The following is a 25691-nucleotide window of genomic DNA, read 5'->3' as shown; positions in this document are numbered from 1 at the left end:
CGGTCCTGCACCCCCACGATGACGCCGTGATGAAGACCTGGGACGACGCTCGCCGACACCTGGTGCTCATGCTGGCACTGACGTTCACGACGGGCATCGTCGACGCCGTCGGCTATCTCGGTCTCGACCGGGTGTTCACCGCGAACATGACCGGGAACGTGGTCATCCTCGGCATGGCGCTCGCGGGTGCCGACGACCTGCCGATCCTCGGCCCGGCGCTCGCGCTGGTCGGCTTCCTGGCCGGTGCCGCGCTCGGCGGACGCGTGCTGCGCACCGCCCCGGCGGGCTGGTCGGACCGCACGAGCGGCACGTTCGCGGCGACCGGCGTGCTCGCGGTCGGGCTGGGCATCGGCGCGCTCGTCGTGCCCCCGGTCGAGGCCACCACCTGGGCGCTCGTCGTCACCACGCTGCTGGCGGTGGCGATGGGGCTGCAGGCTGCGACCGCGCGCCGGCTGGCCGTCAAGGACGTGACCACCGTCGTCGTGACGTCGACCCTCACGGGCCTGGCCGCCGACTCGCGGCTCGCCGGCGGCACCGGTGACGGCTGGGCGCGGCGGTCGCTCGCGGTCGCGCTGATCCTCGTCGGCGCCGCCGTGGGTGCGCTGCTGCTGCACGTCGGCGGGGAGCGCGGCGTCGGGGTCGGGATGCTGTTCGCGGGCGTGCTGGCGCTGGTCGCAGCGGTGCTCGGGCACGCGCACCGCGAGGCCTGATCGCTCACGCACAGGTGTGCCCCCGGCCGGGAGCGGTGACGGCGCCGTCCTCCACGATCGGCACGCCGTCGAGCCAGACGGTCCGCACGGCTCCGGCGAGCGTCGTGCCGTCGTAGGGCGAGACCGGGTTCTTGTGCTCGAGGGCGTGCACGTCGACCACGCGCTCCTCGTCGGGGGCGAACGCGACGAGGTGTGCGGGAGCGCCGACCGTCAGGGCGCCCCGGCTCACCCCGGCGACCCGCGCCGGACCCGTCGTGAACAGGGGGAGCAGGTCCTCCAGAGCGATCCCTCGGCGCCGGGCCTCCGTCCACACCACCGACAGCCCCAGCTGCAGGCCCGCGATGCCGCCCCAGGACAGCCCGAAGTCGGTGTTCTTCAGGTCGGCCGTCGACGGGGAGTGGTCGGACACGATCGCGTCGATCGTCCCGTCGAGCACCGCTGCCCAGAGCAGGTCCTGGTTGCCGGCGTCGCGGATGGGCGGGCAGCACTTGAACTGCGTCGCGGCCGACGGCACGTCCTCGGCGCGCAGGGCGAGGTAGTGCGGGCACGTCTCGACGGTCAGCGGCAGACCCTCCGCCTTCGCGGACCGGATCAGGTCGAGCGAGCCGGCGTCGGACAGGTGCAGGACGTGCGCGCGGGCGCCCGTGCGGCGCATCGCGTCGATCACGCGCGCGATCGCGTGGCGCTCGCTGACGGCGGGGCGGCTGGCCAGGAAGTCGGCGTACCGCGGCCCGAGCGCGCCGTCGGCGTGCAGGTCCGCGGGGTCCTCGGCGTGCACGATCAGGACGCTGCCGAGCGCCGCGACCTCCGCCAGCGCGGCCTCCAGCTGCTCGGCGTCCAGGTGCCCGAACTCGTCGACCCCCGACGGAGTGAGGAACGCCTTGAACCCGCGGACGCCCGCCGCGTGCAGCGGACCGAGCGAGCCCAGGTTGTCCGGCACGGCCCCGCCCCAGAACGCCACGTCGACGGTCAGCTTGCCGTCCGTCGCGGCCCGCTTGGCGGCCAGCGCCTCGACGGTCGTGGTGGGCGGGATCGAGTTGAGCGGCATGTCGACGAGGGTCGTGACCCCACCGGCCGCCGCGGCGCGGGTGGCCGACGCGAAGCCCTCCCACGCGGTGCGCCCCGGCTCGTTGACGTGCACGTGGCTGTCCACCAGGCCGGGCAGCAGCACCTCGTCGTCGGCGAGCTCGACGGCCGCGCGGTCGTCGGGGACGTCGATCGCCGTGATGCGCCCGCCGCTCACCACGACCTGCGCGGCTCTCCAGGCGCCGTCCACCCAGGCGCGTCGCGTGCGAACGACGAGGTCAGGCTCGGTCATGGCGGCTCCCGGGGTCGTCTGCTGCGTCAGGCTACGGCCACGGGCGCGCGGATCTCGAAACCCGCGAGGATGCCGGCCATCGGCTTGGCAGGCGGCGGGGCGTACTCCCCGGCCACCGACGACCTGAGCCCCAGGGCCACCAGCGACTGCGCGAGCACCGTGCCGGCGGCGACGCCGTCGACGACCGGGACGCCGATCTCGTCGGCGATCACCGCGCACAGCTCGGCCATGCCGGCGCAGCCGAGGACGACCACGTCGGCCCCGTCCTGCTGGACCGCGCGCCGGCACTCGTCGACGAGCCGGGTGCGGGCGCCCGGGTCCTCGAGCGCGAGGACGGGGACCTCGCACGCGCGCACGGCGACGAACGCGTCCCGGAACCCGTACCGGTCCACCAGCTCGCGCGCCCGTCCGGTCGTGCGGCCCAGCGTCGTGACGACGGCGAACCGGCGGCCGACGAGCGTCGCGGCGTGCATCGCGGCCTCCGCGATCCCGATCACCGGACCGCGTGCCAGCTCGCGCGCCGCGTCGACGCCCGGGTCTCCGAAGCAGGCGACCACGTACGCGTCGACCCCCTCGGCCTCGCCGAGCGCGACCTGCTCGAGGATGCCGGGGACGGCCAGCGCCTCCTCGTAGTGGCTCTCGATCGACGCGGGACCCATCGTCGGCTGGACGGCATCCACGAGGGTGCCCGGCGCCGCCACCACCCGGGCGGACCGGCCGATCAGGTCGGTCATCGCCCGGGTGGTGTTGGGGTTGATGATGCGGACGTGCACGCTCAGGCCTTCTCAGGCCACAGTCTCGGCGGACTCTGGAGCCCTTCCAGTCCGCTCCTCGACCGTGCCGTCCGAGACGTGCTCGTCGGACGCGTCCAGCACCGGGATCTGCGGGTTGCGGCGCTCCAGGAAGACGAAGATCCCGTAGCCGAGCCCGCAGCCGATGAACCAGCTGTAGCTGGCGATCCAGGTGACGTCGAACGCGCCCATGTCCGCGAACGCCTTGGGCAGCACGGCGGCCGCCACCGAGATCAGGCCCGCGGAGATGACGGTCGCCACGGCGTTGCGGTTGTAGCCGCCGGAGTACCAGTACTTGCCGGTGGTCGACATCGTGAACATGTCGTCGACGTGCACGCGCTGCTTGCCGATCACGTAGTAGCCGGCGATGAGGATCCCGAACAAGGGGCCGATCAGCGCACCCAGCACGCCCAGCGTGTAGTGGATGGCGTTCGCGTTGGAGTACCAGTTCCACGGTGTCAGCAGCACCGAGCCGACGGCCGCGATCATGCCGCCCATGCGCCAGCTGATCTTCTGCGGGGACACGTTGGAGAAGTCGAACGCGGGGGAGATGAAGTTGGCGACGATGTTGATGCCGACGGTCGCGGTGACGAACGTGAGGCCGCCGAGCAGGATCGCGAACGGGGTGTCGATCTGCTGCACCGTGTGGATCGGGTCCGTGATGAGCTCGCCGAACACCGGGACGGTCGCCGACGCGCAGATGACGGTCAGCAGCGAGAAGAACAGGAAGTTGAGCGGCAGCCCGAGGAAGTTGCCCTTCTTGACGGCCTTGAAGCTCTTCCCGTACCTGGCGAAGTCGCCGAAGTTCAGCATCGGCCCCGAGAAGTAGGACACCACCAGCGCGATCGCCCCGAGCATCACGGGGATCGACGCCCAGAAGCCCATCGGCGGACCGGACGAGAGGTTGAGCGAGATGTTCTCCCAGCCCGCCTCGGACACCAGGTAGACGGCCAGCGCGATCATCACGACGTAGACGGCGGGACCGGCCCAGTCGATGAACTTGCGGATGGTCTCCATACCCGTCCAGAAGAGGGCCGCCTGGGCCACCCAGAGGATCGCGTAGGAGATCCAGCCCAGCGTCGACAGCCCGAGGAAGCTGGTCTCCAGCAGCTCCGCCGAGCTCGGGATGAACTTGAGGAAGATGATGTTGAGCGCCTCGGCCGCGAGGAACGTCTGCACCCCGTACCAGGCGACGGCGATGAGGCCGCGGATGATCGCGGGGATGTTGGCGCCGAGCACGCCGAACACCGCACGGTTGATGACCGGGTAGGGCACGCCCGTCTTCTGGCTCGGCTTGGCCACGAGGTTGCAGAAGACCTGCACGATCACGATGCCGACGATGAGCGCGACGAGCACCTGCCAGCTGGCGATGCCGAGCGCGAACAGGGAGCCGGCCGTGACGTAGCCGCCGACGCTGTGCACGTCGGACATCCAGAACGCGAAGATGTTGTACGACGACCAGGTCTGCTTCTTCAGCGGCGCCAGGTCCTCGTTGGTGAGGCGGGGGTCGTAGCCCGGCTTGATGGTGCCGGCGCCCGGGGGCAGGCCGGCGGCCTCGACGACGTCGTTCGGCAGCTCTGTGGTCTCGGGGTTCATGGTGGTCCTCACGCGGGGAGGTCGATGGGGGGTTGTTCGGTCCTGGTCGTCGGCGTCCCGACGAGCTCTGTCCGGCTGCGTCCGTCATCCCGTACGGTGAAGCGATCGCTGAACGTTTGTGAATCTATGACTTCACAACTCCCCATCGGTTTCCGGTTTGTGAACTTTGGACTTCATTCATGAGTCCTCGTTGCTACGGAGGGCGCGCATGACCACCACCACCGCCGACGAGGCCGGGCGCCTGCTCGACGCGTTCGACTCCGAGCAGCTCGGCGGCCGCCTCCGACAGCTCCGCGAGGAGCGCGGGCTGACCCTGCGCGAGGTCGGCAAGCGCGTGGGCATCTCCACCAGCGCGGTCTCCCAGATCGAGCGCGGCGTCCTGCGCCCGTCCGTGAACCGGCTCTTCGCGCTCGTCACCGCGCTCGACGCCAGCCTCGTCGACGTCTTCGGCGGACCGTCGGTGATCGCCCCCCAGCCCGTCGCCGACGGCTACGTCGTGCGCCGAGCCGTCGAGGCCGACGTCGTCCGCCTCGCGGGCGGCGTGGTGTTCCGGCGCCTCTCCCCAGGACCCTCACGCGACGTCGACTTCTTCGAGTCCACCTACCCGCCCGGCTCCACCGGCGCCGAGCAGAACGAGCTGCTCACCCACGTCGGCTACGAGATCGGCACCGTGTCGCAGGGCGAGCTCACCATCGACTTCCCCGACGAGCGCGTCGTCGTCCGCGCCGGCGACACCGTCTCCTACGCCTGCGGCACCCCGCACCGGCTGAGCAACCAGACCGACGGCGTCACCGTGGCGACGTGGGTGATCGTGCACCCCGACCGGACGCCCTGAGCGTGCGACGAGGGGCCGGGCAGCGTCGCCCGACCCCTCGCCGGTCCGGTCAGCGGTGGCCGTGCCTCCCGTCGAGGTCGACCGTCCACACCTCTCCGCCGAGCGTGACCACGTAGGCGGTGCCGCGGATCACCTGGAACGAGACAGGCTGGTCCAGGGCGTTGGCGAGGACCTCGAGCGAACCGTGCCGCCCGACCCTGAGCAGCTGCCCCGTGTCCGGCGCCGCCGGTGATCCCTCGGGGCCGCCGAGCGGCCAGACGCCCTGCGCGAGCGCGTACAGCTGGTGCCCGCGGCCCAGCTCCACGTCGACCATCAGGGGTGCGCCCGACGCGACCGTCGTCGCGGTGGTCGACCACGGGCCGAACGTGACGACCTTGCCGTTCTCCGGGAGGTGGGGGACCGGTCCGGCCTGGGCCATGAACACCGTCCTGCCGTCGACGGCGAGCCCGGTCGGGACGATGTTCTCGAAGGCGATCTGGACGGCGATCGATGCGTCGAGACCCACCCGGTAGACGCGGTTGTGGTGTCCGTCCGCGACCAGGAACCCGCCCTTGTACGGCTCGAACGCGTACTGCACGCCGGTGGGGACGAAGAAGCTGGTGGTCGGCGGGTGCGCCGCGGCCCAGGTGCCGATGTCGACGACGAGCGTGGCGGTGCGCGGACCGTCGATGCGGTAGATGCCGTCGAGGAACGTCCCGCCGACGTCCTCGCTCACGAACGTGACCAGCGCGTACGCGGTGCCGCCCACGAACGCCACGTCGAACGCGCCGCCGAAGGCACCGCCGGTGGACACGTTGGTGGGCAGCCCGGAGGCGAACGTCGTCACCTCTCCCGTCCGCGGGTCGATCCGGGAGATCTCTCCGACCGACGGCTCCGTGACGTACAGCGCACCGTCAGGGCCGATGGTGCTCCCGAAGCCTCCGGACAGGCCGCTGGCCAGGAGCTGCGGCTCCCGGTCACGCGACGGATGGTGTGCGGACGCCGTGGACGGCGTCAGCACCAGCAGCAGGACGGCGGACAGCAGGACAAGAGCTCGTCGGGGACCCATAGGACCCCTCCCCTCGACAGCTTTCTGGGACTCGTGCGTGTCGGGGTTGCTGGGGCAGCGTCGTCGTCGCCCCCTGCGCGCCCGGGATGACCCTCCAGCGCTCATCGACGCTAGACCCGGGTGCCCCGGCGATCCATGCCCCCGGGCAACCGGGGCCGGTCGTCACGCCTGCGGCGAACACGGGCAGTTGAGGCACCACCCCGCCGTTAGCATCGAACAACGCCGCCCCGTCGTCCCCCGGTGCGCCAGCCAGGGGAGCCGGCACGCAGCTCGTGAGGAGTGCACATGTTCGAGAGATTCACGGACCGAGCCCGTCGTGTGGTCGTCCTTGCCCAAGAAGAGGCACGGATGCTCAACCACAACTACATCGGGACGGAGCACATCCTCCTGGGCCTGATCCACGAGGGTGAAGGTGTCGCGGCGAAGGCTCTGGAGTCGCTCGGCATCTCGCTCGAGGCCGTGCGCGCCCAGGTGCAGGAGATCATCGGCGAGGGCCAGCAGGCTCCGTCGGGCCACATCCCCTTCACCCCGCGCGCCAAGAAGGTCCTCGAGCTGTCGCTGCGCGAGGCGCTCCAGCTGGGCCACAACTACATCGGGACCGAGCACATCCTGCTCGGCCTCATCCGCGAGGGCGAGGGCGTCGCCGCCCAGGTCCTCAACAAGCTGGGCGCGGACCTGAACCGCGTGCGCCAGCAGGTCATCCAGCTCGTCTCCGGCTACCAGGGCAAGGAGCCCGTCGCCGCCGGCGGTCCGCAGGAGGGGCAGCCCTCGGGCAGTGCCGTCCTCGACCAGTTCGGCCGCAACCTCACGCAGGCTGCGCGCGACGGCAAGCTCGACCCGGTCATCGGGCGCGAGAAGGAGATCGAGCGGGTCATGCAGGTGCTGTCCCGCCGCACCAAGAACAACCCGGTCCTCATCGGGGAGCCCGGCGTCGGCAAAACCGCCGTCGTCGAGGGCCTCGCACAGGACATCGTGCGCGGCGACGTGCCCGAGACGCTCAAGGACAAGCAGCTGTACACGCTGGACCTGGGCGCGCTCGTGGCGGGTTCCCGCTACCGCGGTGACTTCGAGGAGCGCCTGAAGAAGGTGCTCAAGGAGATCCGCACGCGCGGCGACATCATCCTGTTCATCGACGAGATCCACACGCTCGTCGGAGCAGGTGCCGCCGAGGGCGCCATCGACGCCGCGAGCATCCTCAAGCCGATGCTGGCGCGCGGCGAGCTGCAGACCATCGGTGCCACCACGCTCGACGAGTACCGCAAGTACGTCGAGAAGGACCCGGCCCTGGAGCGTCGCTTCCAGCCGATCCAGGTGGCCGAGCCCAACCTGCAGCACGCGATCGAGATCCTCAAGGGTCTGCGCGACCGGTACGAGGCGCACCACCGCGTGTCCATCACGGACGCCGCGCTGGTCGCCGCCGCCACCCTGGCGGACCGGTACGTCAACGACCGCTACCTGCCGGACAAGGCGATCGACCTGGTCGACGAGGCCGGCGCGCGTCTGCGCATCCGCCGCATGACGGCTCCCCCGGAGCTGCGCGAGCTCGACGAGCAGATCGCCGAGACGCGCCGCGACAAGGAGTCGGCGATCGACGAGCAGGACTTCGAGAAGGCAGCCCGTCTCCGCGACGCCGAGAAGCAGCTCGGTCTCAAGCGCGTGGAGAAGGAGAAGGCCTGGAAGTCCGGCGACCTCGACGCGGTCGCGGAGGTGGACGAGGAGCTCATCGCCGAGGTGCTGGCCATCGCCACGGGCATCCCGGTGTTCAAGCTCACCGAGGAGGAGTCCAGCCGCCTGCTCCACATGGAGGAGAACCTGCACAAGCGGGTCGTCGGCCAGGACGCCGCCATCAAGGCGCTCTCGCAGGCCATCCGTCGGACGCGTGCGGGCCTCAAGGACCCGAAGCGTCCCGGGGGGTCGTTCATCTTCGCCGGCCCCACGGGCGTCGGGAAGACCGAGCTGGCCAAGGCGCTCGCGGAGTTCCTGTTCGGCGACGAGGACGCGCTCATCCAGCTCGACATGTCCGAGTTCTCGGAGAAGCACACCGTGTCGCGGCTGTTCGGCTCGCCCCCCGGCTACGTCGGGTACGACGAGGGTGGCCAGCTGACGGAGAAGGTCCGTCGCAAGCCGTTCTCGGTGGTCCTCTTCGACGAGGTCGAGAAGGCGCACGCGGACATCTTCAACTCGCTGCTGCAGATCCTCGAGGACGGTCGCCTGACCGACTCGCAGGGCCGGGTGGTCGACTTCAAGAACACCGTCATCATCATGACCACGAACCTCGGCACCCGGGACATCGCCAAGGGCCTCATGACCGGCTTCCAGGCCGGCGGGGACCTGTCGACGTCGTACGAGCGCATGAAGTCCAAGGTCAACGACGAGCTCAAGCAGCACTTCCGGCCTGAGTTCCTCAACCGCGTCGACGACGTGGTCGTGTTCCCGCAGCTGTCCCAGCCGGAGATCTTCCAGATCGTCGACCTCATGGTCGCCAAGCTGGCCAAGCGTCTGCGGGACAAGGACATGGACATCGAGATCACGCCCGCGGCCAAGAAGCTGCTGTCGGAGAAGGGGTACGACCCGGTGCTGGGTGCTCGGCCGCTGCGCCGCGCCATCCAGCGGGACATCGAGGACGCACTGTCCGAGAAGATCCTGTTCGGGGACCTCAAGGCCGGCCAGCTGGTGATCGTGGACGCCGAGGGCGAGGGTCTGCTCGGGGAGTTCATCTTCCGGGGTGTCCCGCGCGGTTCGTTCACGTCGGACCCGGTCCCCGTCGGAGCCTCCTACGGCACTCCCGGCTCGGGCACCGACCTGCCGGCCGCCGGCCCGACCATCAGCGACAGCGGGACGGGCACCCTGCCTCAGGTGGGCTGACCCCGCACGCACGACGAACGCCCCGGTCCTCACGGACCGGGGCGTTCGTCGTCGGTGGAGCGACAGGTACGCCGAGCTCGGCACCTCGCGCCGAGCTCGGTGGTCGCAGCTGCCGAGCTCGGCGCGGACTGCCGAGCTCGGCCGTGCGACTCGAGCGCAGCGGGTGTCGGCGAGCGGTGGCAGGGTGGGCGCATGCCTGGACTGCGACGACTGCCCCGATCCGTGCCCGAGGAGCAGGGGGTCGACCCGCGGGCGCTCCTGTGGCTGGTCGACGCGCTGGTCGACTGGCCCGAGCTGCACTCGCTGATGGTGGTGCGGCACGGGTCGGTGGTCGCGGAGGGGTGGGCGGCACCGTTCGCGCCGGACCGGCTGCACGAGTTCTTCTCGCTGAGCAAGAGCTTCACGTCGACGGCGGTCGGGTTCGCGGTGGCGGACGGTCTGTTCGGGCTCGACGATCTGGTCGTCGACCACTTCGCCGACGAAGCGCCGGCGGAGCCGGACGAGAACCTGCGACGCATGCGGGTGCGCCACCTGCTGACGATGACGACCGGGCACGCGGACGACCCCACGGATCGGGTGGTCCAGACGGGGAACTGGGTCAAGGCGTTCCTGGCGGAGCCGGTGGAGCACGAACCCGGGACGTTCTTCGTCTACAACACCGCCGGCACGCACATGCTCGCGGCGCTGGTGCAGAAGGTCACGGGCGAGCGGCTGCTCGACTACCTCGGCCCTCGGCTGTTCGAGCCGCTCGGCATCGAGGGGGCGACGTGGCAGCAGTCACCGGGTGGCGTCGACTTCGGCGGCTCGGGGATGTCGGGGACCACCGAGGACATCGCGGTGTTCGGTCAGCTGTACCTGCAGGACGGGGTCTGGGACGGGGTGCGGATCCTCCCGGAGGGCTGGGTCGCCGAGGCGACGCGCGCGCAGGTGCCCAATGACGGGAACCCCGACATCGACTGGGCGCAGGGGTACGGGTACCAGTTCTGGCGCGGGCGCCACGGCAGCTTCCGCGGCGACGGGGCGTTCGGCCAGTACTGCGTGGTGCTGCCCGAGCAGGACGTCGTGGTGGTGACGACGTCGGGCGTCGGCGAGATGCACGGTCAGTTGGCGCTGGTGTGGGAGCACCTCCTGCCGGGACTGTCGGACGGTCCGCTGCCCGAGGACCGGGAGGGTCGACGGCTGCTGGCCGATCGGCTCGCGAGCCTGCGCATCGATCCGCCCCACGGGGCGCCGACCTCGCCGACGGGCGCTCGGCTCAGCGGGCAGACGATCACCTTCGAACCGAACACGCTCGGGATCCGGAACGCGGTGCTGGAGGTCGGTGACGGACACGACCGGCTGACCGTCGATCACGAGGAGGAGACGGTCATCGTCTCGGTGGGGCACGCACAGCCGGCGCTCACCCGGACCACGCTGCGGCGGTCGGATCCGGAGGACGTGCTGGTCAGCGGCGCCTGGACCACCCCCGACACCTATGTGCTGACGTTCCGGTTCGTGGAGTCGCCGTTCGTCGTCACGGCGACCGCGACGTTCGACGGGGAGGACGTGGTCGTCGAGGGTGGCTTCAACGTCGCGTTCGGACCGACCGAGAGCCCCCGGCTGGTGGGCAGGGTCGTCCAAGAGGCGGCGGAGGTCTGGGTCGGCTGAGCGGGCCGGCGCGGAGCGAGCCTGCTCAGCTGAGCTCGAGGACCGTCCACCAATCGTTCACGTCGCGCTTGCGGTAGCCGGTGACCTCCTGCTGGTGCGCGGTCAGGCGGGGGTCGGACGCGCGGTGGGAGTGCAAGGCGACGTCCGTCGCGACGTGCACGAGGCGGACGCGGGCACCGGCGGTCCAGGGACGCGCGTCGACGACCTCCACCCGCCAGTCCGCGGCGGCGTCGGCGGTGTCGGAGGCGCTCACCTGCTGCTGGTGCGAGAGCGGTGACTGCACGCCGGCGCTGCTGCGGAGCCACCGTCCCGTGGACACGTGCCGCAGCCGGACGACCGACCCGTCGCGCAGGTCGGTGCCGGCGGGTGTCCCGGCGGTCCCGACCAGCAGCCAGCGGTCGTTGTCGTCGGACCCCCCGAAGCAGGTGACCTGCTGGAGGCCGTCGGAGCCGGGGTGGGTGTACGGCAGGTCGTGGGAGTGCAGGGTCAGCCCGGTCCACACGTGCGAGAGCTTGACGGTGTCTCCGGTGGACACCCGGTCCTTGCCGTCGGGCGCCTTCTTGGTGAGCACCCGCGGGCGTCGCGGCGTGTAGTCCTGCAGGAAGAACCCCCGCCACGCGTGGCCGTTGGACGCGGTCCAGTCGTGCTGGTCGGCCTCCGACGTGAGCGTCACGGGCTTGCGGGGTGTGTTGCTGTCGTGGATCAGGACGGTGGTCCGGCCGGTGGCCCGGTCCTGCTCGTAGCCGTACGCGATGACCTGGTGGTTGTCGCCGACGGCCGCGAGGTTCCGCGCGACGACGAGGCCGAGGACGACGGGCTGGCCGGCGTCGATGGACGCGATGAGCCGGGGGAGCTCCTCCTCCTTGGTCCAGCGCGTGACGCCCTTGAACACCCAGGTCTCGTCGTCGGAGTGCATGGACCAGGTGACGAACTTCGCTGCGGAGCCGGTGAAGAACGAGTCGCGCAGGCGCTGCGTGAACAGCTGCGCGAGCCAGTGGCTGTCGGGTGGGACGCGGCTGGGCGTCCAGAGGTCGGAGCGCCACGTCGGCACCGGTTGACCCGCGAGGAAGTAGTCGAGCGCCGCGTACGCCATCCCGCCGCACCGGCCGGCCGTCGTGATCCGGGCACCGTTGGGCAGCGTGAGCACCTCGTTGACGAACGCGTTGGGGAACGCGAAGCCGTGGGTGGCGGGGTCGAACGCGACCGCCCGCCCGGTGAGGACCTGCTCCGGCATGACGTCCCTCTCGTCCCAGCGAGCCGCACGTCAGCGCGCGGCACCCCCACGTCGAGGGTTGCACGAAGGAGTCGACGAGGGCGGGTGAGATACATCGACGGCCCCGGTCGTGGGACCGGGGCCGTCGACGTCCTGCGAGGTGACCTACGGGATCAGCTGGTAGCTCGCGTCGAGCACGGCGCCGGCCCACGGCTTGTACAGGTCGTAGCCGCGCGGGTTGCACTGCAGACCGCCGTTGATGCAGTGCTCGGTCAGCGCCTGGAGCACGGCCGGGTCCCACGCGTTGAAGAAGTCGTAGTGGAACGAGAACCCACGACCGCTGGAGAACCGGACGTCCGACATGTTCCCGTCGGCCGGCCAGGACAGCTTGAACTCGAGCATCGGCACCGCGACCGGGTGGCTCGCCGTGCACTCACCGTTGACCGGGTACGCCATGTGGCTCTTGTGGTTGGCCGAGTCGAGGTTGATGCCGTCCCAGCAGCTCGGTGCCTGGTACCGGACGTTCAGCTGCGACCCCACCGGGCATCTCGCGGGGATGTCCCAGTTGAACGAGCTGTTCCCGCACTCGAAGCCCTCGACCGCGCCGGGGGCCGTCCGGAACTCCTCCTGGGTGGCCGTCATGCTGCCGACGAGGAACCGCAGACCCTGCGGGAACGGGACGACCTTCTTGTAGTCGATGATCCCGGTCTTGTAGTAGATGGTCTGCTCGTTGCTGGCGACGACCTTGTTCTCGCCGCGCATGAGCGTCGGGAACCAGTAGGCCGACTCGTCCTGCGGGACCGTGCAGCTGGTGCTGTTCGACGCCAGCAGCGACGCGGTCGTGGTGTTCGCGTTCGTCGAGCGGTTGCCCAGGAACGTGTGGCTGTGCGACGCGCCCGCCTGGCCCGGGTAGACGATCGGGTCGTCGTTCAGCGTGTGCGTCGGGGTGCAGTTGGCCTGGAACTCGTGGTGCGTCACCGTCGTGTCGGCGCCCGGCGGGGCCGGCGGCAGCGGCTTCGGCGTGTGCGGAGGCGTGCTCGCGCCACCGGAACCGAACACGGCGAGGTCCCACAGCGAGTAGCCGTAGCCCGTGCCGCGCGCGGTGAGGTTGAGCCGTAGGTAGCGGCCGGTGCCCGACGCGGCGACCGTCTGGTTGCCGCCCGTGCCGTTGGTGACCGTGGCGACGGTGGTCCAGGTGGTGCCGTTCGGGGAGAGCTGCACCTGGAACGCCTTGCCGTACGCGGCCTCCCAGCGCAGCTCGACGCGGTCGACGGTGGCCGTCGCGCCCAGGTCGACCTGGATCCACTGCGCGTGGGAGAACTGGCTGGCCCAGCGGGTGGAGCCGTTGCCGTCGACGGCCTTGGACGCGGTGAAGTCCGGGCCCTCCGCCGACGAGGACGTGGCGAGCTTGCCCTGCGAGATGTTGACGGGGGCGGCGCTCGCGGTCGTGGCGATCGCGACACCGGTGGCGACGAGCACCGCGCAGAGTGCCCCGGCGAGCCAGGGCCGGGCCTTCCGCACGTGGGGATGGGTGGGCATGAGGTCTCCTTCAGGGTTGACCATGAGGGTCAGGACGGACCCGAAGGAGGTGCGACGATGCACACGGACCTTCGGCGTATCGGCTCTGTGAGGGGTTGGCCGAGGGTGGTGCCCGGGGCGGGTGGCCGCCCGCCCCGGGCACGTCAGCTCAGGAGTAGACCCCGAGCTCGTACAGCGAGTAGCCGTACGCGGTGCCGCGGGCTGTCCCGTGCACCCGCACGTAGCGGGCCGAGCCGGCGGTGTTCAGGGTGTCGACGTTCCCGTCGCCCGCGGTGACGGTGGTCAGCGTCGACCACGCGTTCCCGTCGTTCGACGTCTCGATGCGGTAGCCCTTGCCGAACGCGGACTCCCACACGAGCTGGATGGACGAGAACGACCGGACCGAGCCCAGGTCGACCTGGATCCACTCGTCGTCCGCCCAGTTGCTGGCCCACCGGGTGGCGTAGCTGCCGTCGGTGGCCTGCCCCGGCGTGAAGTTGCCGTTGTACGGGTCGAACGACGACGCCGTGGCCGGTCGGCCCTGGGCGATGTTCGTGCCGGTGACGGCGGGCGGGACCACGCGGAACGACCGCGTCTCGACGCCCACGTTGCCCTTGCCGTCCTCGGCGAACACGTAGACCTTCCAGACGCCGAGCGTCTGCGGGGCCGTGACTGAGAACGTGCTGCCGCTGCGCGTGAACGTCGCCGGGGCCAGGCCGCCGGAGTCGTTGACGTACTTGCTGTTCAGCAGCACGTTGTAGGTGATCGGGTCACCGTTCGGGTCGCTCGCCGCCGCGTTCACGGTGAACGTCGAGCCGGCGACCACGCTGCCGCTGTTGGGCACGGTCATCGAGCTGAACGTCGGGGGAGTGTTGACCCCCGCCGCTCCGGCCGAGCCGCCGTACGCCTTGGCGATCGCGTAGTACGAGAGGCGCTTGTTGTTGCCCGGCTTCACGTTGAACCAGATGCCGCCGAAGTCACCCTCGTTGCCGTAGTGGAACAGCGTGGCGCCGAGCGCGACGCCCGGGTGCGCCTTGATGCAGTTCCACGCCCGCGTGTACCCGTCGGCGTTCTGCTGGTCGGTGCCCTGGTCGGGCACGCCGTTGGCGTCGTCGGGCACCTCCCACTCGCCGGCCGGGCCGCCCTCGGTGATGAGGTACGGCTTGGTGTAACCGCCCGCGATCCACGTCGCCTTGGCGTCGCACACCGCGTTGTAGGAGTTCAGGCCGTACAGGTCCAGGTCCGGGGACGAGGCCTTGTAGTACGGCCACGCGCCGGTCCACGCGTCCGTCGACGTCACCGGGTGGGTCGGGTCGATCTGGTGGATGCGCTTGGCGGCGTCGTTGACGAACGTCGCGTACGCGGTGCGCTGTGCCTCGAGCTCGGCGCCCGAGTAGCAGTTGCCTAGGCCCAGCAGGGACTCGTTGCCGACGTTCCACATGAGCACGCCCGGGTGGTCCTTGTACGCCGTGACCCAGGTGACGATGTCGTTCATCGAGCTGGTCTTGTACGTCGCGTCGGTGACGTAGTTCGGGCAGCCGCCCGAGCCGGGGCCGCCGCCGGGAGCGAGCCAGAAGCCCGCGACCGTCCGCATGCCCGCGGCCGCGGCCGCGTCGAACAGGACCTTCGAGCCTGCGTCCGTGCCCCACGTGCGGATGGTGTTGACGCCCATCGCCTTGAGGTTGGCCGCGTGCTGCGGGAACTCGGCCGGGGCCGGGCCCCAGGTCATGCCCTTGGTGACCCAGTTCTGGCCGTTGACCAGCAGCGCCCAGTTGCCCTGGCTGCCCGCGATACGCACCTTGCCGTCCGCGGGGCCGGTCGGGTCGGGGCCGGGTGTCGTCGGGTCGGGCGTCGGCGTGCCCGTTGTCCTCACGGACACCTCCCACAGCGAGAAGCCGTAGCCGGTGCCGCGGGTCTGCAGGTCGAGCCGCAGGTACCGAGCGTTGCCGCTGACCGCGATCGACTGCGTGCCGCCCGTGCCGTTGGTGACCGTCGACAGCGTGGTCCACGTCGTGCCGTTGGCCGAGCCCTGGACGCGGAACGCCTTGCCGTACGCGCCCTCCCAGCTCAGCGTGACGTTGCAGACGGCCTGGCTCGCGCCGAGGTCCACCTGCCACCACTGGTTGTCGGCGAACGTGCTCGCCCAGCGCGTCCCGGCGTTGCCGTCGACCGCGAGGCCTGCGGCCGTACCGGCGCCCTGCTCGGAGGACGATGCGGTCGCGGTCTTGCCCTGCGCGACGTTGGTGGTCCCGCACGTGCCGGTCGGCGGCTGGGTCCCGCCCGGGGTGCCGTAGACCTGCACCTCCCACAGGGAGTAGCCGTAGCCGGTGGCCCGCTTGGTGCCCAGCAGCTGCACATACCGGCCGCTGCCGGTGACGTTCAGCGTCTCCTTGCCGCCCTTGCCGGTGGTCGTGGTGTAGATGCTCGTCCAGGACGTGCCGTTGTCCGAGGTCCGGATCTGGTACCCCGACCCGTAGGCCGCCTCCCAGGTCAGGACGACCTGCTCGACCTGCGCGGTCGCTCCCAGGTCGATGGTCAGCCACTGCGCGTCGGACGGCGTGCTCGCCCAGCGCGTGCCGGCGTTGCCGTCCACCGCGGCGGACGCCGGTGTGTAGTCGGCGTTCTCCGTGGACGAGGCCGTGACGGTCTTGCCCTGCGACAGCAGGACGGGCGCGGCCTGGGCGGTGGCCGCGGTGCCGATGCCGGCCGCGACGATCGCGGCGGCGGCCAGGACGCCGAGCAGGCGGCGGCTGCGGCCGGGCGGCGGGGCGGTCCTGGCAGGGGGGTGGGTGGTGGTCGTGAACACAGGTGTCTCCTCCGGGGCTGGCCCGTGGCAGGGGACGGGAGGTCGGTCCGCAGTCGACCTCGTCGTCGATCCGGTGCGCCGGGCGTGCAGTTCGTCGTCGAGCTGAGTTGCCGGTGGTGCGTGGGAGAGCGCTCTACCGTCAGATCCGCGTTCGGGTCGACGGCATCGTGCTCGAGGGGTCGGGATGTGCCCTTCTGGCTCCCGGAAGGGACCGTATACCCGATTTCACCCGCTCGTACAGTGGCCGTGACGGGAGAAGGGTCCGTCGTGACGCCCGGGTTGGCTCCAGTTTCGCGAGAGCGCTCTCCGACCCTGGTAGCCTGACGCGCATGGCAGACGAGCCCGGGGCGGGGAGCGCGAGCACCGCCGCGCGCGTGGCGTCGAGTCCGTCGGGAACGCTCGAGGCGACGCCGCCGAGCGGCCTGCCGGTCGGCACCTCCGGCTCCGGGGCGCCCACCCTGGAGGACGTGGCCCGCGTGGCCGGCGTCTCGCGCGCCACGGTGTCGCGCGTGGTGAACGGCCAGCGCCGGGTCGCCGCCGACATCCAGGCGGTCGTCCGCGAGGCCATCGCGACCACCGGCTACGTGCCCAACCTCGCCGCGCGGTCGCTGGTCACCCGGCGGACCGGAGCCGTCATCGTGGTGGTGTCCGGCGTCGAGGAGCAGGGCTCACCGTCGACCATCGACTTCGCCGACCCGTTCTTCGGCCGCGTCGTCGGCGGCATGCTGCGCGCTCTGCGCCCGCGTGACGTCGACCCGATCCTCATGCTCGCCGAGACGGACGCCGACCGCGCCCGCGTCATCTCCTCGCTGCGGAACGGCAACGCGGACGGCGCGCTCGTCGTCTCCACCCGCGGCGACGACCCGATGCCACGCCTCCTCGTCGACGCCGGGCTGCCCGCCGTCGTGTTCGCGCGCCCCGGCCGGCCGATCCCGCTGAGCTTCGTCGACGTCGCCAACCGCGATGGCGCGCGCCTCGCCGCCGAGCACCTCGTGGCCCGCGGCTGCCGGCACGTCGCCGCGATCTCGGGTCCCCTCGATGTGCCGTCGGCGCAGGACCGGCTCTCCGGGTTCCAGGACGCGATGGCCCGCCACGGGCAGGCGTTCGTCCCGACCGTCGGCGGCAACTTCACCTACGAGAGCGGGGTCGCCGCGATGGCGTCGCTGCTGGACGCGTACGAGGACCTCGACGGGGTGTTCGCGTCGAACGACCTCATGGCGCTCGGCGCGATCGAGGCGCTCCAGGCCGCCGGCCGGCGGGTGCCGGACGACGTGCGGGTCATCGGGTTCGACGACAGCTCGGTCGGCGCGCTCTCGCGGCCCGCGCTGACGTCCGTGCGGCAGCCGATCGAGGAGATGGCCGCGGAGATGGCCCGCATCCTGCTGGACACCATCGCCGACCCCGGCCGCCGCGTCACGTCGACGATCTTCGAGCCCACCCTCCGCATCCGCGACAGCGCCTGAACAGCCAGGGGTGGCGCCCCACCCGTCCGGCGGTCGCGGAGCCGATCGGCCGCCCGCCACGATGTCGGGAACCGGCGACCGCCGGGATCTCGAGCCCGGGGACCTCATGCGCGTGCGTCGTCCTGCCGTCATCGGCCTGAGCGTCCTGGCACTCGTCGGCTCGGCGTGGGGCGTGGGCGCTCTCGTCGACCGGCCCGAGACCGCCGCAGCGGTCATCGATGCCGGGGGTGCCACGACGCCGACCGCACCGGTGCGGGTGGCCGCCGTCGCAGCACCGACGACACCGCCCGCACCGGCTCCGTCGACCGCGCCGGTCGCACCGGTCGGCGCCGGCCCGGACGCGGCGCCGATGCCTCCCGTCTCCGCGCTCGACGCGGACACCGAGGCGGGCATCCTCACCATCGACGAACGCGCACGGATCGCGTTGACCCGCATCGTCGACCCGACCTCGGTGCCCGAGCGCTATCGCGCGACCGAGGCCGGGCTGTTCCCCGCGTTGGAGGCCGCCTTCGAGGACTACGACGCGCTCGACGCCGAGACGCAGCGGTGGCTCGCCGAGCAGGTCACGCCGGATCCCGAGGCGGCGCTGAACCCCACGATCCTCGACGCGGACGACATCGACGCCGCGTACGACGCCCTGACGCCACCCGGCTAGGGCGCTCCCCCTTCCTCGGACGTCCGCACCTTCGAGCGTCGGAACGACCGAATCCGCGGACGCAGGCTCCGTCGGCGTGGCAACGTCCGCACATTCGCGCGTCTGGACGACCGGATGTGCGGACGTTGCCGGGGGCAGACAGCGCGACGTCCGCACGTCCGAGCGGAGGGGGGCTCGGTCGTGCGGACGTCGCGGTGCAGAGGTGATCAGCCGCCGATCGCGGCCTCGACCTCGAGCGTGTACTGCTTCGCCGCGTCGGCCGGGCTCAGGCGGCCGAACAGGACCTCCTGGTTGATGCGGCGCGTGATCTCCGCGACCTGACCGGCGCCCACGGGCGGGACGGGCGGGCCGTCGACGATCTCGTCCTCGAGGTCGGCCAGGAACTCGGCGGCCTGCTTGTCGGTCGGCGAGAACTTGTCCTGCACCGCGGCGCGGACGTCGGTGTTGGCCGGCAGGCCACGGTCGGAGAGCAGGATCTCGCCGGCGGCGGGGTCGTTGAGCAGGAAGTCGACCAGCAGCGCGGCCTCCTCCGGGTGCTCGGACTTCGCCGAGACGGAGTAGTACATGGCCGGCTTGAAGTACATGCCGGTCCGCTTCTCCTCGGACTCGCCCGGGACGCGGAGCAGCTTGAGCTCCTTGCCCGAGGCGTTGGTGATGGCGGTCAGCTGGTTGGTCCAGAACCACGACATGGCACCCGTGCCGGTGCCGACGAGGGACTGCTCCGGCCCGCCGGCGTCGACCTCGACCGTCTTGGCAGCGTCGGGCTCACCGCCACCGGCCTGCAGGTCGAGCGAGTACTGCCACCAGTCGGCGAGGGTCTTGTCGTCGTAGCCCAGCTTGTGGTCCTCGGTGTAGAGGGACTCACCGCGCTGACGGGCGAAGATCGAGAAGCCGGGCTCGTTGAAGCCGTAGTCCTGCGCGCCGTAGATGGTCCCGCCGGTCTTGGCGCTGATCTCGTTGGCGATGTCGACGTAGTCCTCCCACGTCCAGGTGGTGTCGTCGGGCATCTCGACGCCCGCAGCCGCGAAGGCAGCCGGGTCGGCGATGATCGAGTACGCGTTCACCCCGGTGGCCACGCCGTAGAGGGCGTCGTCGATGGTGCCGGACTGCAGCACGTTCTCGTCGATCTTCGACGTGTCCAGGCCCAGCTCGTTGAGGTCGGCCAGGACGCCACGCGAGGCGTAGTCGTTGAGGAACCGCTCCTCCTGCGTGATGACGTCGGGGGCGTCACCACCGGCGACCGAGGTGCCCAGCTTGTCGAAGTAGCTGTTCCAGTCGGTGTAGTCGGGGACCACGGTGATGTGGGGGTACTTCTCCGTGAACTTGTCGAGCACCTGCTGGGTCAGCTCGTGGCGGGTGTCCGAACCCCACCAGGAGAAGCGGATCTCGACGGGCTCCGGCGGGCCCGAGGACGTGGGCTCGGCGGCCGGCTCGTCGGTCGAGCCGGCGCAGGCGGTCAGGGCGAGGGCCGCGATGGCCAGCAGGGCTCCTGCGCGGACGGATGAACGGGGGCGGCGCATGGTTCTCCTTGGTTGACGAGGACGACGGTGTGCTGTCAAAGGCCGGCGGAACAGAACTGCACAGAACTGCTACTTGATGCCCGTCGTCGCGATCCCCTTGACCAGGTACTTCTGGCCGAAGAGGAAGGCGAGGAAGACGGGGATGAGGGAGACGATCGACATCGCGAACATCGGGCCCCACGAGCTGGCGCCCGTGGAGTCCAGGAAGGTGCGCAGAGCAACCGGAGCGGTGTACATGTCCGGTCTGACGAGGAAGATCAGCTGGCTGAAGAAGTCGTTCCACGTCCAGATGAAGGTGAAGATCGCCGTGGTGGCCAGCGCCGGCAGCGAGAGCGGGAGCATGATCCGCAGATAGATGCGCCCGTGCCCGCAGCCGTCCAGGCGGGCTGCCTCGTCCAGCTCCCGGGGGATGCCGCGGAAGAACTGGACCATGAGGAAGATGAAGAACGCGTCCGTGGCCAGCAGCTTCGGGACGATCAGCGGCAGGAACGTGTTGATCCAGTCCAGCTTCGCGAACAGGATGTACTGCGGCACGATGATCACGTGGATCGGCAGCATGATCGACATGAGCATGACCGCGAACCACAGCTTGCGACCGCGGAACTCCAGCCGCGCGAACGCGTACGCCGCCATCGAGCAGGCGACCAGGTTCCCCAGCAGCGACCCGAGGACGATGATCGCTGAGTTCATCAGGTAGCGGCTGAACGGGTACTGCAGCGCGTTCCAGCCCTCCGAGTAGTTGGTCCAGTCGACCTCGGAGGGGATCAGCGACACGTCCCGGAAGATCAGGTCGGTCGGCTTGAACGAGCTGACCAGCAGCCAGACCAGCGGGTAGAGCATCAGCGCGCAGAGCGCGATGAGGCCGAGGTGCTTGAGCGCGGCGCGCCTGCGGTCCGGCCACGGGGACCGGTAGCGGACGGGCGGCGCCTCGTCGGCCAGCGCGGAGATGCGCTGGGCTGAGCTCGAAGAGGGAGTGGCGTCGGTGGGCGTGGTGCGCACGTGGACCTCAGTCATCGTAGAAGACCCAGAACTTGGAGGCGAAGAAGTTGATCAGGGTCATCACCGCGACGATGAGCACCAGCAGCCAGGCCATGGCGGAGGCGTACCCCATGTCGAAGGCTGTGAATCCCTTCTGGTACAGGTAGAGCGTGTAGAACATCGTCGAGTCGGCCGGGCCGCCGGTTCCGCCGGAGACCACGAACGCCTGTGTGAAGCTCTGGAACGCGCCGATCACCTGGAGCACCAGGTTGAAGAAGATGATCGGCGTGAGCAGCGGGAGAGTGATCGACCGGAATTTGCGCACGACGCCGGCGCCGTCGATGGCGGCCGCCTCGTAGTACATCTCCGGGATCTGCCGCAGTCCGGCCAGGAAGATGATCATCGGAGCGCCGAACGTCCAGATGTGCAGCAGCACGAGGGTCCAGAGCGCGGTCTCCGGGTCGGACACCCAGCCCTTGCCCTGGATGCCGAACAGCGCCAGGAACTGGTTCACCAGGCCGTCGATACCGAACACCTGACGCCACAGGATCGCGACGGCGACCGAGCCACCGAGCAGCGAGGGCAGGTAGAGGACGGAGCGGTAGAAGGGAAGGCCCTTCAGGCCGCGGTCCAGGATGAGCGCGAGCGCCAGGGCGGCGAGCAGCTGGAGCGGCACCGCCGTGAACACGTACGTGAACGTGACCCGAAGCGAGTTGAGGAGCCGAGGGTCCTCGAAGAGCCGCGTGTAGTTCTCCAGGCCGGTCCACTGCGGCGGCTGGAGCAGGTTGTAGTCCGTGAAGGACAGGTAGCCCGATGCGATCATCGGGCCGATCGTGATGAGCCCCAGGCCCAGGAACCACGGCAGCAGGAACACTGCTGCGGCCTTCCCGTCGCCGTTGCGCAAGCCCCGCCGCGAGGGCGCGGCCTTGGCGCCCTTGGCAGTCTTGCGCAGCTCTGTCACTACGGACATGTCGTCGATCACCTCACTGTGTTCGCGATAAGGATCCGGTGAGAAACCGGTTCCTCGGTCGGTACCGTAGCACCCGTGGAACGGGTTGGGAACCGGTTTCCCGTGGTGTATGTTCGGCGCGGAGCCGCCCTCACCTAGGTGGCTCACAGGTGACCGCGGGAGGCTGCAGTGACGCAGAACGGGTGGACGCGCAGCGCGTCGACCATCGCCGAGGTCGCGCACGCCGCGGGCGTGTCCCGGGCGACGGTGTCCCGGGTCATGAACGGCCGGTCCACGGTCGACCCCGAGCTGGCGGCGCGGGTCCGGGAGGTGGCCGAGCAGCTCCACTACCGGCCGAGCAACACCGCGCGCAGCCTGTCGCTCGGGCGCACCAACACGGTCGCCGTGGTGGTCCCCGACCTGGCCAACCCGATGTTCCAGCAGGTGCTGCGCGGCGTCGCGTCGGCTGCCGCCGAGGAGGGCTACCGGGTGCTGGTGGCGGACACCGCCGAGCACGCGGCCGACGAGGAGCGCATCGCCCTCGACGCGCGGCTGCGCTGCGACGCGCTCGTCCTGGTCTCCCCGCGCATGCCCGAGCAGACGCTGCGCGCGCTGCTCCCCGAGATCCGCCCGGTGGTCGTCGTCAACCGTGCCGCCGACGGCACCACACCCACGCTGGCCATCGACTACGCCGCCGGCATCGACCAGATCGTCGAGCACCTCACCGGCCTCGGGCACCGCCACCTGCTCTACCTGGCCGGTCCCACGGACAGCGCGTCGCACGGCGCGCGCCTCGACGCCCTGCGGGTCGCGGCGGCCCGTCGCGAGGACGTGCGGCTCAGCGAGCGGCCCGCGGGTTCGTCGGTCGAGTCCGGGTACGCCGCTGCGCAGGACGTGCTCGCGTCGCGCGCGACCGCGGTCGTCGCCTACAACGACCTCGTCGCGTTCGGGCTGCTCGCCCGGCTCAACGAGCTCGGCGTCGCCGTCCCCGGGGACGTGTCCATCACGGGTTTCGACGACATCGAGCTGGCCCGGTTCGCGACACCCTCGCTGACCACCGCGACCGTGCCCCAGGCCGAGCTCGGCCGGCAGGCGTGGGCGCACCTGCGCTCGCTCGTCGGCGGCGAGACGCTCGACCCGACCCCGGCGCTGATCGAGCCCGTCCTCGCCGTCCGGGCCAGCACCGGACCCGTGCCACCGGCCGCGCGGCTGGGACGACGCACGGCGACGGACCCGGTCGGTCCGGAGGTTCCCGAGCTCACCGCGGCCGGCTGGACCGCCGACCTCGGCTCCTACCTGCTGCGTGGTACCGCGCGGAGCTCGTCGACCGTCCCGCTCGCCCGCTACGTCTCCGGCGAGCGCGTGCCCGGCGTCCACGCACCGCGCCCGTACCTGCACCCCGTGCACTCGGCGGGCGGCACGGCACTGACCGAGACCAGCCCCGTCGACCATCGCCACCACTACGGCGTGTCCATGGCGGTGCCCGTGGTCAACGGCACCAACTACTGGGGCGGGCGCACCTTCCTGCGCGACGAGGGCCCCACCCTGCTGCCCAACCACGGCCGTCAGGTCAGCGGCGGCCCGCGGCTGGACGACGACGGCGCGGCGCTGGTCGACGAGGTCGAGTGGCGCGACGAGCGCGACCGGCCGCTGCTCGCCGAGGACCGCCGCCTGTCTGCGTCGCCGCTGGCGGACGGGCGCGGGTACGTGCTGCGCTGGTCCAGCGTGCTGCACGCCGCGCACGGACCGCTGCGGATCGAGAGCCCCGGCACCAACGGCCGGCCGAGCGCCGGGTACGGCGGCATCTTCTGGCGGCTGCCGTCGGCGGACGTCACCACGGTGCTCGGGGACGGGCTCGTCGGCGAGGAGGCGGTGCACGGCAGCCTGTCGCCGTGGCTCGCGTTCGTGCAGCGCCGCGAGGGTGCGACGACGACGGTCCTGCTCGTCCAGGACCCCGCGCACCTGCGCCCGTGGTTCGCCCGGGTGGCCGAGTACGTCGGAGCCGGGCCCGCGCTCGCCTGGGACCAGGTGGTCGACGTGGCCGAGGGTGACCGCCTCGACGTCGGGCTGGCCGCGGTCGTGGTGGACCGGGCTCTCGGTGCCGACGAGGCGGGACGACTCGCCGCGCAGGCCTGGGGATGACCGTGCACACGGTGAGCGACGCGCGGCAGCCCACGGCGACCGCGCTGCCGACCGTCGCGGTGGTGGGCATCCACGGTCACGGTGCCTCGCACGTCCGCAGGGTCGAGGACCTGCAGGAACGCGGCATCGCGACGCTCTCGGCCCTCGTGGACCCGCGTCCGCTGGACGGCGACGTGCCGTGGTACCCGGACCTCGACACGCTCCTCGCGGAGGCCCGGCCGGACGTCGTGGTCATCGCGACGCCGATCCACACGCACCTCGCGCTCGCGTCCGCGGCCCTGTGGGCAGGCTGCGACGTGCTGCTGGAGAAGCCGACCACCGCGTCGCTGGCCGAGCACGCCGAGCTGCTGACCGTGGTCGAGCAGACCGGACGGCTGTGCCAGGTCGGGTTCCAGACGTTCGGCTCCGGTGCGGTCGACGAGGTCGCCCGGATCGTCGCCACCGGCGAGCTGGGGGAGATCACCGGGGTCGGCGCCGTCGGCACCTGGGTGCGGACCGCGGCCTACTACCAGCGCGCGCGGTGGGCCGGCCGGCGCACCCTCGACGGTGTCGAGGTGGTGGACGGGGTGGTCACCAACCCGCTCGCGCACGCGATCGCCACGGCGCTCCTGCTCGCGGGCGCGCGCACGGCGCAGGACGTCACCGACGTGCGGCTCGACCTGCACCGGGCGCACCCGATCGAGGCGGACGACACGTCGGCCGTGGTCATCGAGACCCGGTCGGGGGTCCGCGTCGCGGCAGGGCTGACCCTCTGCGCACCCGAACGGTCGCCTGCGCGCGTCACCGTCCGCGGCACGCTGGGCACGGTGACCCTGCTGTACGAGACCGACGAGCTCGAGGTGTCGTCCCCGCGCGGCACGCGCCGGATCCGGTGCGGCCGCGTTGACCTGCTGACCCAGCTGCTCACCGCGCGTGCCCACCCGCCGGTCACCCTGCGGTGCTCGGTCGCGGACACCGGCGCGTTCCTGCGGGTGCTCGAGGCGGTGCGGACCGGTCCGGACCCGCTGCCCGTGCCGGACGCCTTCGTGGAGTGGCTCGACGAGGGCGGCGCCCGGCATCCGGTCATCGCCGACGTCGAGGCGTGGTGCGCACGTGTGGCCGATGAGGGCGCGACGTTCACCGAGCTCGGTGCCCCGTTCGCCGCGGGGACTCGTCGCTCGTGATCCTGCGCGACTACGCCGAGTCCGACGGCCCCGCGACGCTCGACGTGTTCCGGCGCGCGATCCGGGTGACCGCCGCCCGCGACTACACGCCGGAGCAGGTCGCTGCCTGGGCGAGCGACGAGATCGATCCGGCCGGGTGGGATGCCCGGCGCCGAGCGTCGCGCACCCGGGTCGCGGAGGTCGACGGCTCCGTGGCGGGGTTCACCGACGTCGACGAGCGCGGCTATGTCGACATGATGTTCGTCGACCCCGCGTTCGCCAGGCGGGGGGTGGCGTCGGCGCTGCTGGAGTGGGCGGAGAGCACCGCGCGCGAGCTCGGAGCCGTCGAGCTGAGCACCCACGCGAGCCTGACCGCGCGGCCGTTCTTCGAGGCGCACGGGTTCTCGGTCGTGGTCGAGCAGCGGCCCGTGCTGCGCGGGGTCGCGCTGACCAACTTCGTCATGCGCCGGGACCTGACTCCCGCACGCGCCTGAC

At 71.2% G+C, this 25691-nt stretch carries 19 protein-coding genes; 9 read left to right on the top strand and 10 right to left on the bottom strand.

The window, feature by feature from the left end; translation table 11 throughout:
• Positions 1 to 29: 29 nt before the first annotated feature.
• A complete protein-coding gene (locus tag ASD16_RS14560) occupies positions 30 to 710 on the top strand; it encodes a YoaK family protein (protein WP_055918860.1) in 681 nt (226 codons plus the stop codon).
• Between the two features lie 4 nt (positions 711 to 714).
• On the opposite strand, the gene allB is transcribed toward ASD16_RS14560, so the two are convergent.
• Genes allB through ASD16_RS14545 form a run of 3 tightly spaced genes read right to left on the bottom strand, consistent with a single transcriptional unit; the run spans position 715 to position 4415 of the window.
• A complete protein-coding gene (gene allB / locus ASD16_RS14555; RefSeq protein ID WP_055918857.1) occupies positions 715 to 2028 on the bottom strand; it encodes an allantoinase AllB in 1314 nt (437 codons plus the stop codon).
• Positions 2029 to 2054: 26 nt separating this feature from the next.
• The gene (locus ASD16_RS14550) at positions 2055 to 2801 is read right to left on the bottom strand and encodes an aspartate/glutamate racemase family protein (RefSeq protein WP_055918854.1); all 747 of its coding nucleotides are present in this window, start codon (positions 2799 to 2801) and stop codon (positions 2055 to 2057) included.
• Positions 2802 to 2813: 12 nt separating this feature from the next.
• Positions 2814 to 4415, bottom strand: a complete 1602-nt coding sequence (locus ASD16_RS14545) for an NCS1 family nucleobase:cation symporter-1 (protein ID WP_055918851.1) — start codon at positions 4413 to 4415, stop codon at positions 2814 to 2816.
• Positions 4416 to 4623: 208 nt separating this feature from the next.
• Between ASD16_RS14545 and ASD16_RS14540 the strand changes: the two genes are divergently transcribed.
• Positions 4624 to 5250: a helix-turn-helix domain-containing protein gene (locus ASD16_RS14540; protein WP_055918849.1), complete on the top strand. Its 627-nt coding sequence runs from the start codon at positions 4624 to 4626 to the stop codon at positions 5248 to 5250.
• A 49-nt stretch (positions 5251 to 5299) separates the two neighbouring features.
• Here ASD16_RS14540 and ASD16_RS14535 read toward each other — a convergent pair whose 3' ends face one another.
• The gene (locus ASD16_RS14535) at positions 5300 to 6298 is read right to left on the bottom strand and encodes a ScyD/ScyE family protein (RefSeq protein WP_055918846.1); all 999 of its coding nucleotides are present in this window, start codon (positions 6296 to 6298) and stop codon (positions 5300 to 5302) included.
• Between the two features lie 285 nt (positions 6299 to 6583).
• Here ASD16_RS14535 and ASD16_RS14530 point away from each other — a divergent pair, with 285 nt between their 5' ends.
• Positions 6584 to 9163 carry an ATP-dependent Clp protease ATP-binding subunit gene (locus ASD16_RS14530; protein ID WP_055918843.1) on the top strand — a complete coding sequence of 860 codons (2580 nt, stop codon included), beginning with the start codon at positions 6584 to 6586 and terminating at the stop codon, positions 9161 to 9163.
• Between the two features lie 192 nt (positions 9164 to 9355).
• Positions 9356 to 10810, top strand: coding sequence for a serine hydrolase (locus ASD16_RS14525; RefSeq protein ID WP_055920529.1), 1455 nt, complete (start codon positions 9356 to 9358; stop codon positions 10808 to 10810).
• Positions 10811 to 10835: 25 nt separating this feature from the next.
• Here the strand turns inward: ASD16_RS14525 and ASD16_RS14520 are convergent, their stop codons facing one another.
• The 3 genes from ASD16_RS14520 to ASD16_RS14510 all read right to left on the bottom strand — a co-directional run bounded on the left by ASD16_RS14520 (position 10836) and on the right by ASD16_RS14510 (position 16347).
• Entirely contained in the window at positions 10836 to 12044 is a 1209-nt protein-coding gene (locus ASD16_RS14520) for an MIR domain-containing protein (protein ID WP_055918840.1), read from the bottom strand.
• Positions 12045 to 12188: 144 nt separating this feature from the next.
• On the bottom strand, positions 12189 to 13562 hold the full coding sequence (locus ASD16_RS14515; protein WP_055918838.1) for a DUF1996 domain-containing protein: 1374 nt from the start codon (positions 13560 to 13562) through the stop codon (positions 12189 to 12191).
• A 148-nt stretch (positions 13563 to 13710) separates the two neighbouring features.
• The gene (locus ASD16_RS14510) at positions 13711 to 16347 is read right to left on the bottom strand and encodes a discoidin domain-containing protein (protein WP_055918835.1); all 2637 of its coding nucleotides are present in this window, start codon (positions 16345 to 16347) and stop codon (positions 13711 to 13713) included.
• A 329-nt stretch (positions 16348 to 16676) separates the two neighbouring features.
• On the opposite strand from ASD16_RS14510, the gene ASD16_RS14505 reads away from it, so the two are divergent.
• A complete protein-coding gene (locus ASD16_RS14505; protein WP_082570897.1) occupies positions 16677 to 17810 on the top strand; it encodes a LacI family DNA-binding transcriptional regulator in 1134 nt (377 codons plus the stop codon).
• 112 nt (positions 17811 to 17922) lie between these two features.
• Positions 17923 to 18465, top strand: a complete 543-nt coding sequence (locus ASD16_RS14500; protein ID WP_157453956.1) for a hypothetical protein — start codon at positions 17923 to 17925, stop codon at positions 18463 to 18465.
• 206 nt (positions 18466 to 18671) lie between these two features.
• On the opposite strand, the gene ASD16_RS14495 is transcribed toward ASD16_RS14500, so the two are convergent.
• The 3 genes from ASD16_RS14495 to ASD16_RS14485 form a co-directional block, all read right to left on the bottom strand.
• Positions 18672 to 19985 (bottom strand): ABC transporter substrate-binding protein, encoded by a 1314-nt coding sequence (locus tag ASD16_RS14495; RefSeq protein WP_055918829.1) that lies wholly within the window; start codon positions 19983 to 19985, stop codon positions 18672 to 18674.
• A gap of 69 nt (positions 19986 to 20054) precedes the next feature.
• The gene (locus ASD16_RS14490) at positions 20055 to 20999 is read right to left on the bottom strand and encodes a carbohydrate ABC transporter permease (RefSeq protein ID WP_082570896.1); all 945 of its coding nucleotides are present in this window, start codon (positions 20997 to 20999) and stop codon (positions 20055 to 20057) included.
• Positions 20992 to 21933 carry a carbohydrate ABC transporter permease gene (locus ASD16_RS14485; protein ID WP_055920521.1) on the bottom strand — a complete coding sequence of 314 codons (942 nt, stop codon included), beginning with the start codon at positions 21931 to 21933 and terminating at the stop codon, positions 20992 to 20994. The genes ASD16_RS14490 and ASD16_RS14485 overlap by 8 nt, the downstream gene beginning before the upstream one ends.
• A 168-nt stretch (positions 21934 to 22101) precedes the next feature.
• On the opposite strand from ASD16_RS14485, the gene ASD16_RS14480 reads away from it, so the two are divergent.
• Genes ASD16_RS14480 through ASD16_RS14470 form a run of 3 tightly spaced genes read left to right on the top strand, consistent with a single transcriptional unit; the run spans position 22102 to position 25690 of the window.
• On the top strand, positions 22102 to 24054 hold the full coding sequence (locus ASD16_RS14480) for a DUF6807 family protein (RefSeq protein ID WP_055918826.1): 1953 nt from the start codon (positions 22102 to 22104) through the stop codon (positions 24052 to 24054).
• Between the two features lie 11 nt (positions 24055 to 24065).
• The gene (locus ASD16_RS14475; protein WP_235523322.1) at positions 24066 to 25217 is read left to right on the top strand and encodes a Gfo/Idh/MocA family protein; all 1152 of its coding nucleotides are present in this window, start codon (positions 24066 to 24068) and stop codon (positions 25215 to 25217) included.
• A complete protein-coding gene (locus ASD16_RS14470) occupies positions 25214 to 25690 on the top strand; it encodes a GNAT family N-acetyltransferase (RefSeq protein WP_055918820.1) in 477 nt (158 codons plus the stop codon). The genes ASD16_RS14475 and ASD16_RS14470 overlap by 4 nt, the downstream gene beginning before the upstream one ends.
• Position 25691 lies beyond the last annotated feature (1 nt).

Origin of the sequence: Cellulomonas sp. Root485, from assembly GCF_001426705.1 — a bacterium.
In the GTDB taxonomy this organism is placed as follows: Bacteria; Actinomycetota; Actinomycetes; order Actinomycetales; family Cellulomonadaceae; genus Cellulomonas.
The sequence above is the reverse complement of the archived record's forward strand: the minus strand, read 5'-3'. Positions and strand labels throughout refer to the sequence as shown.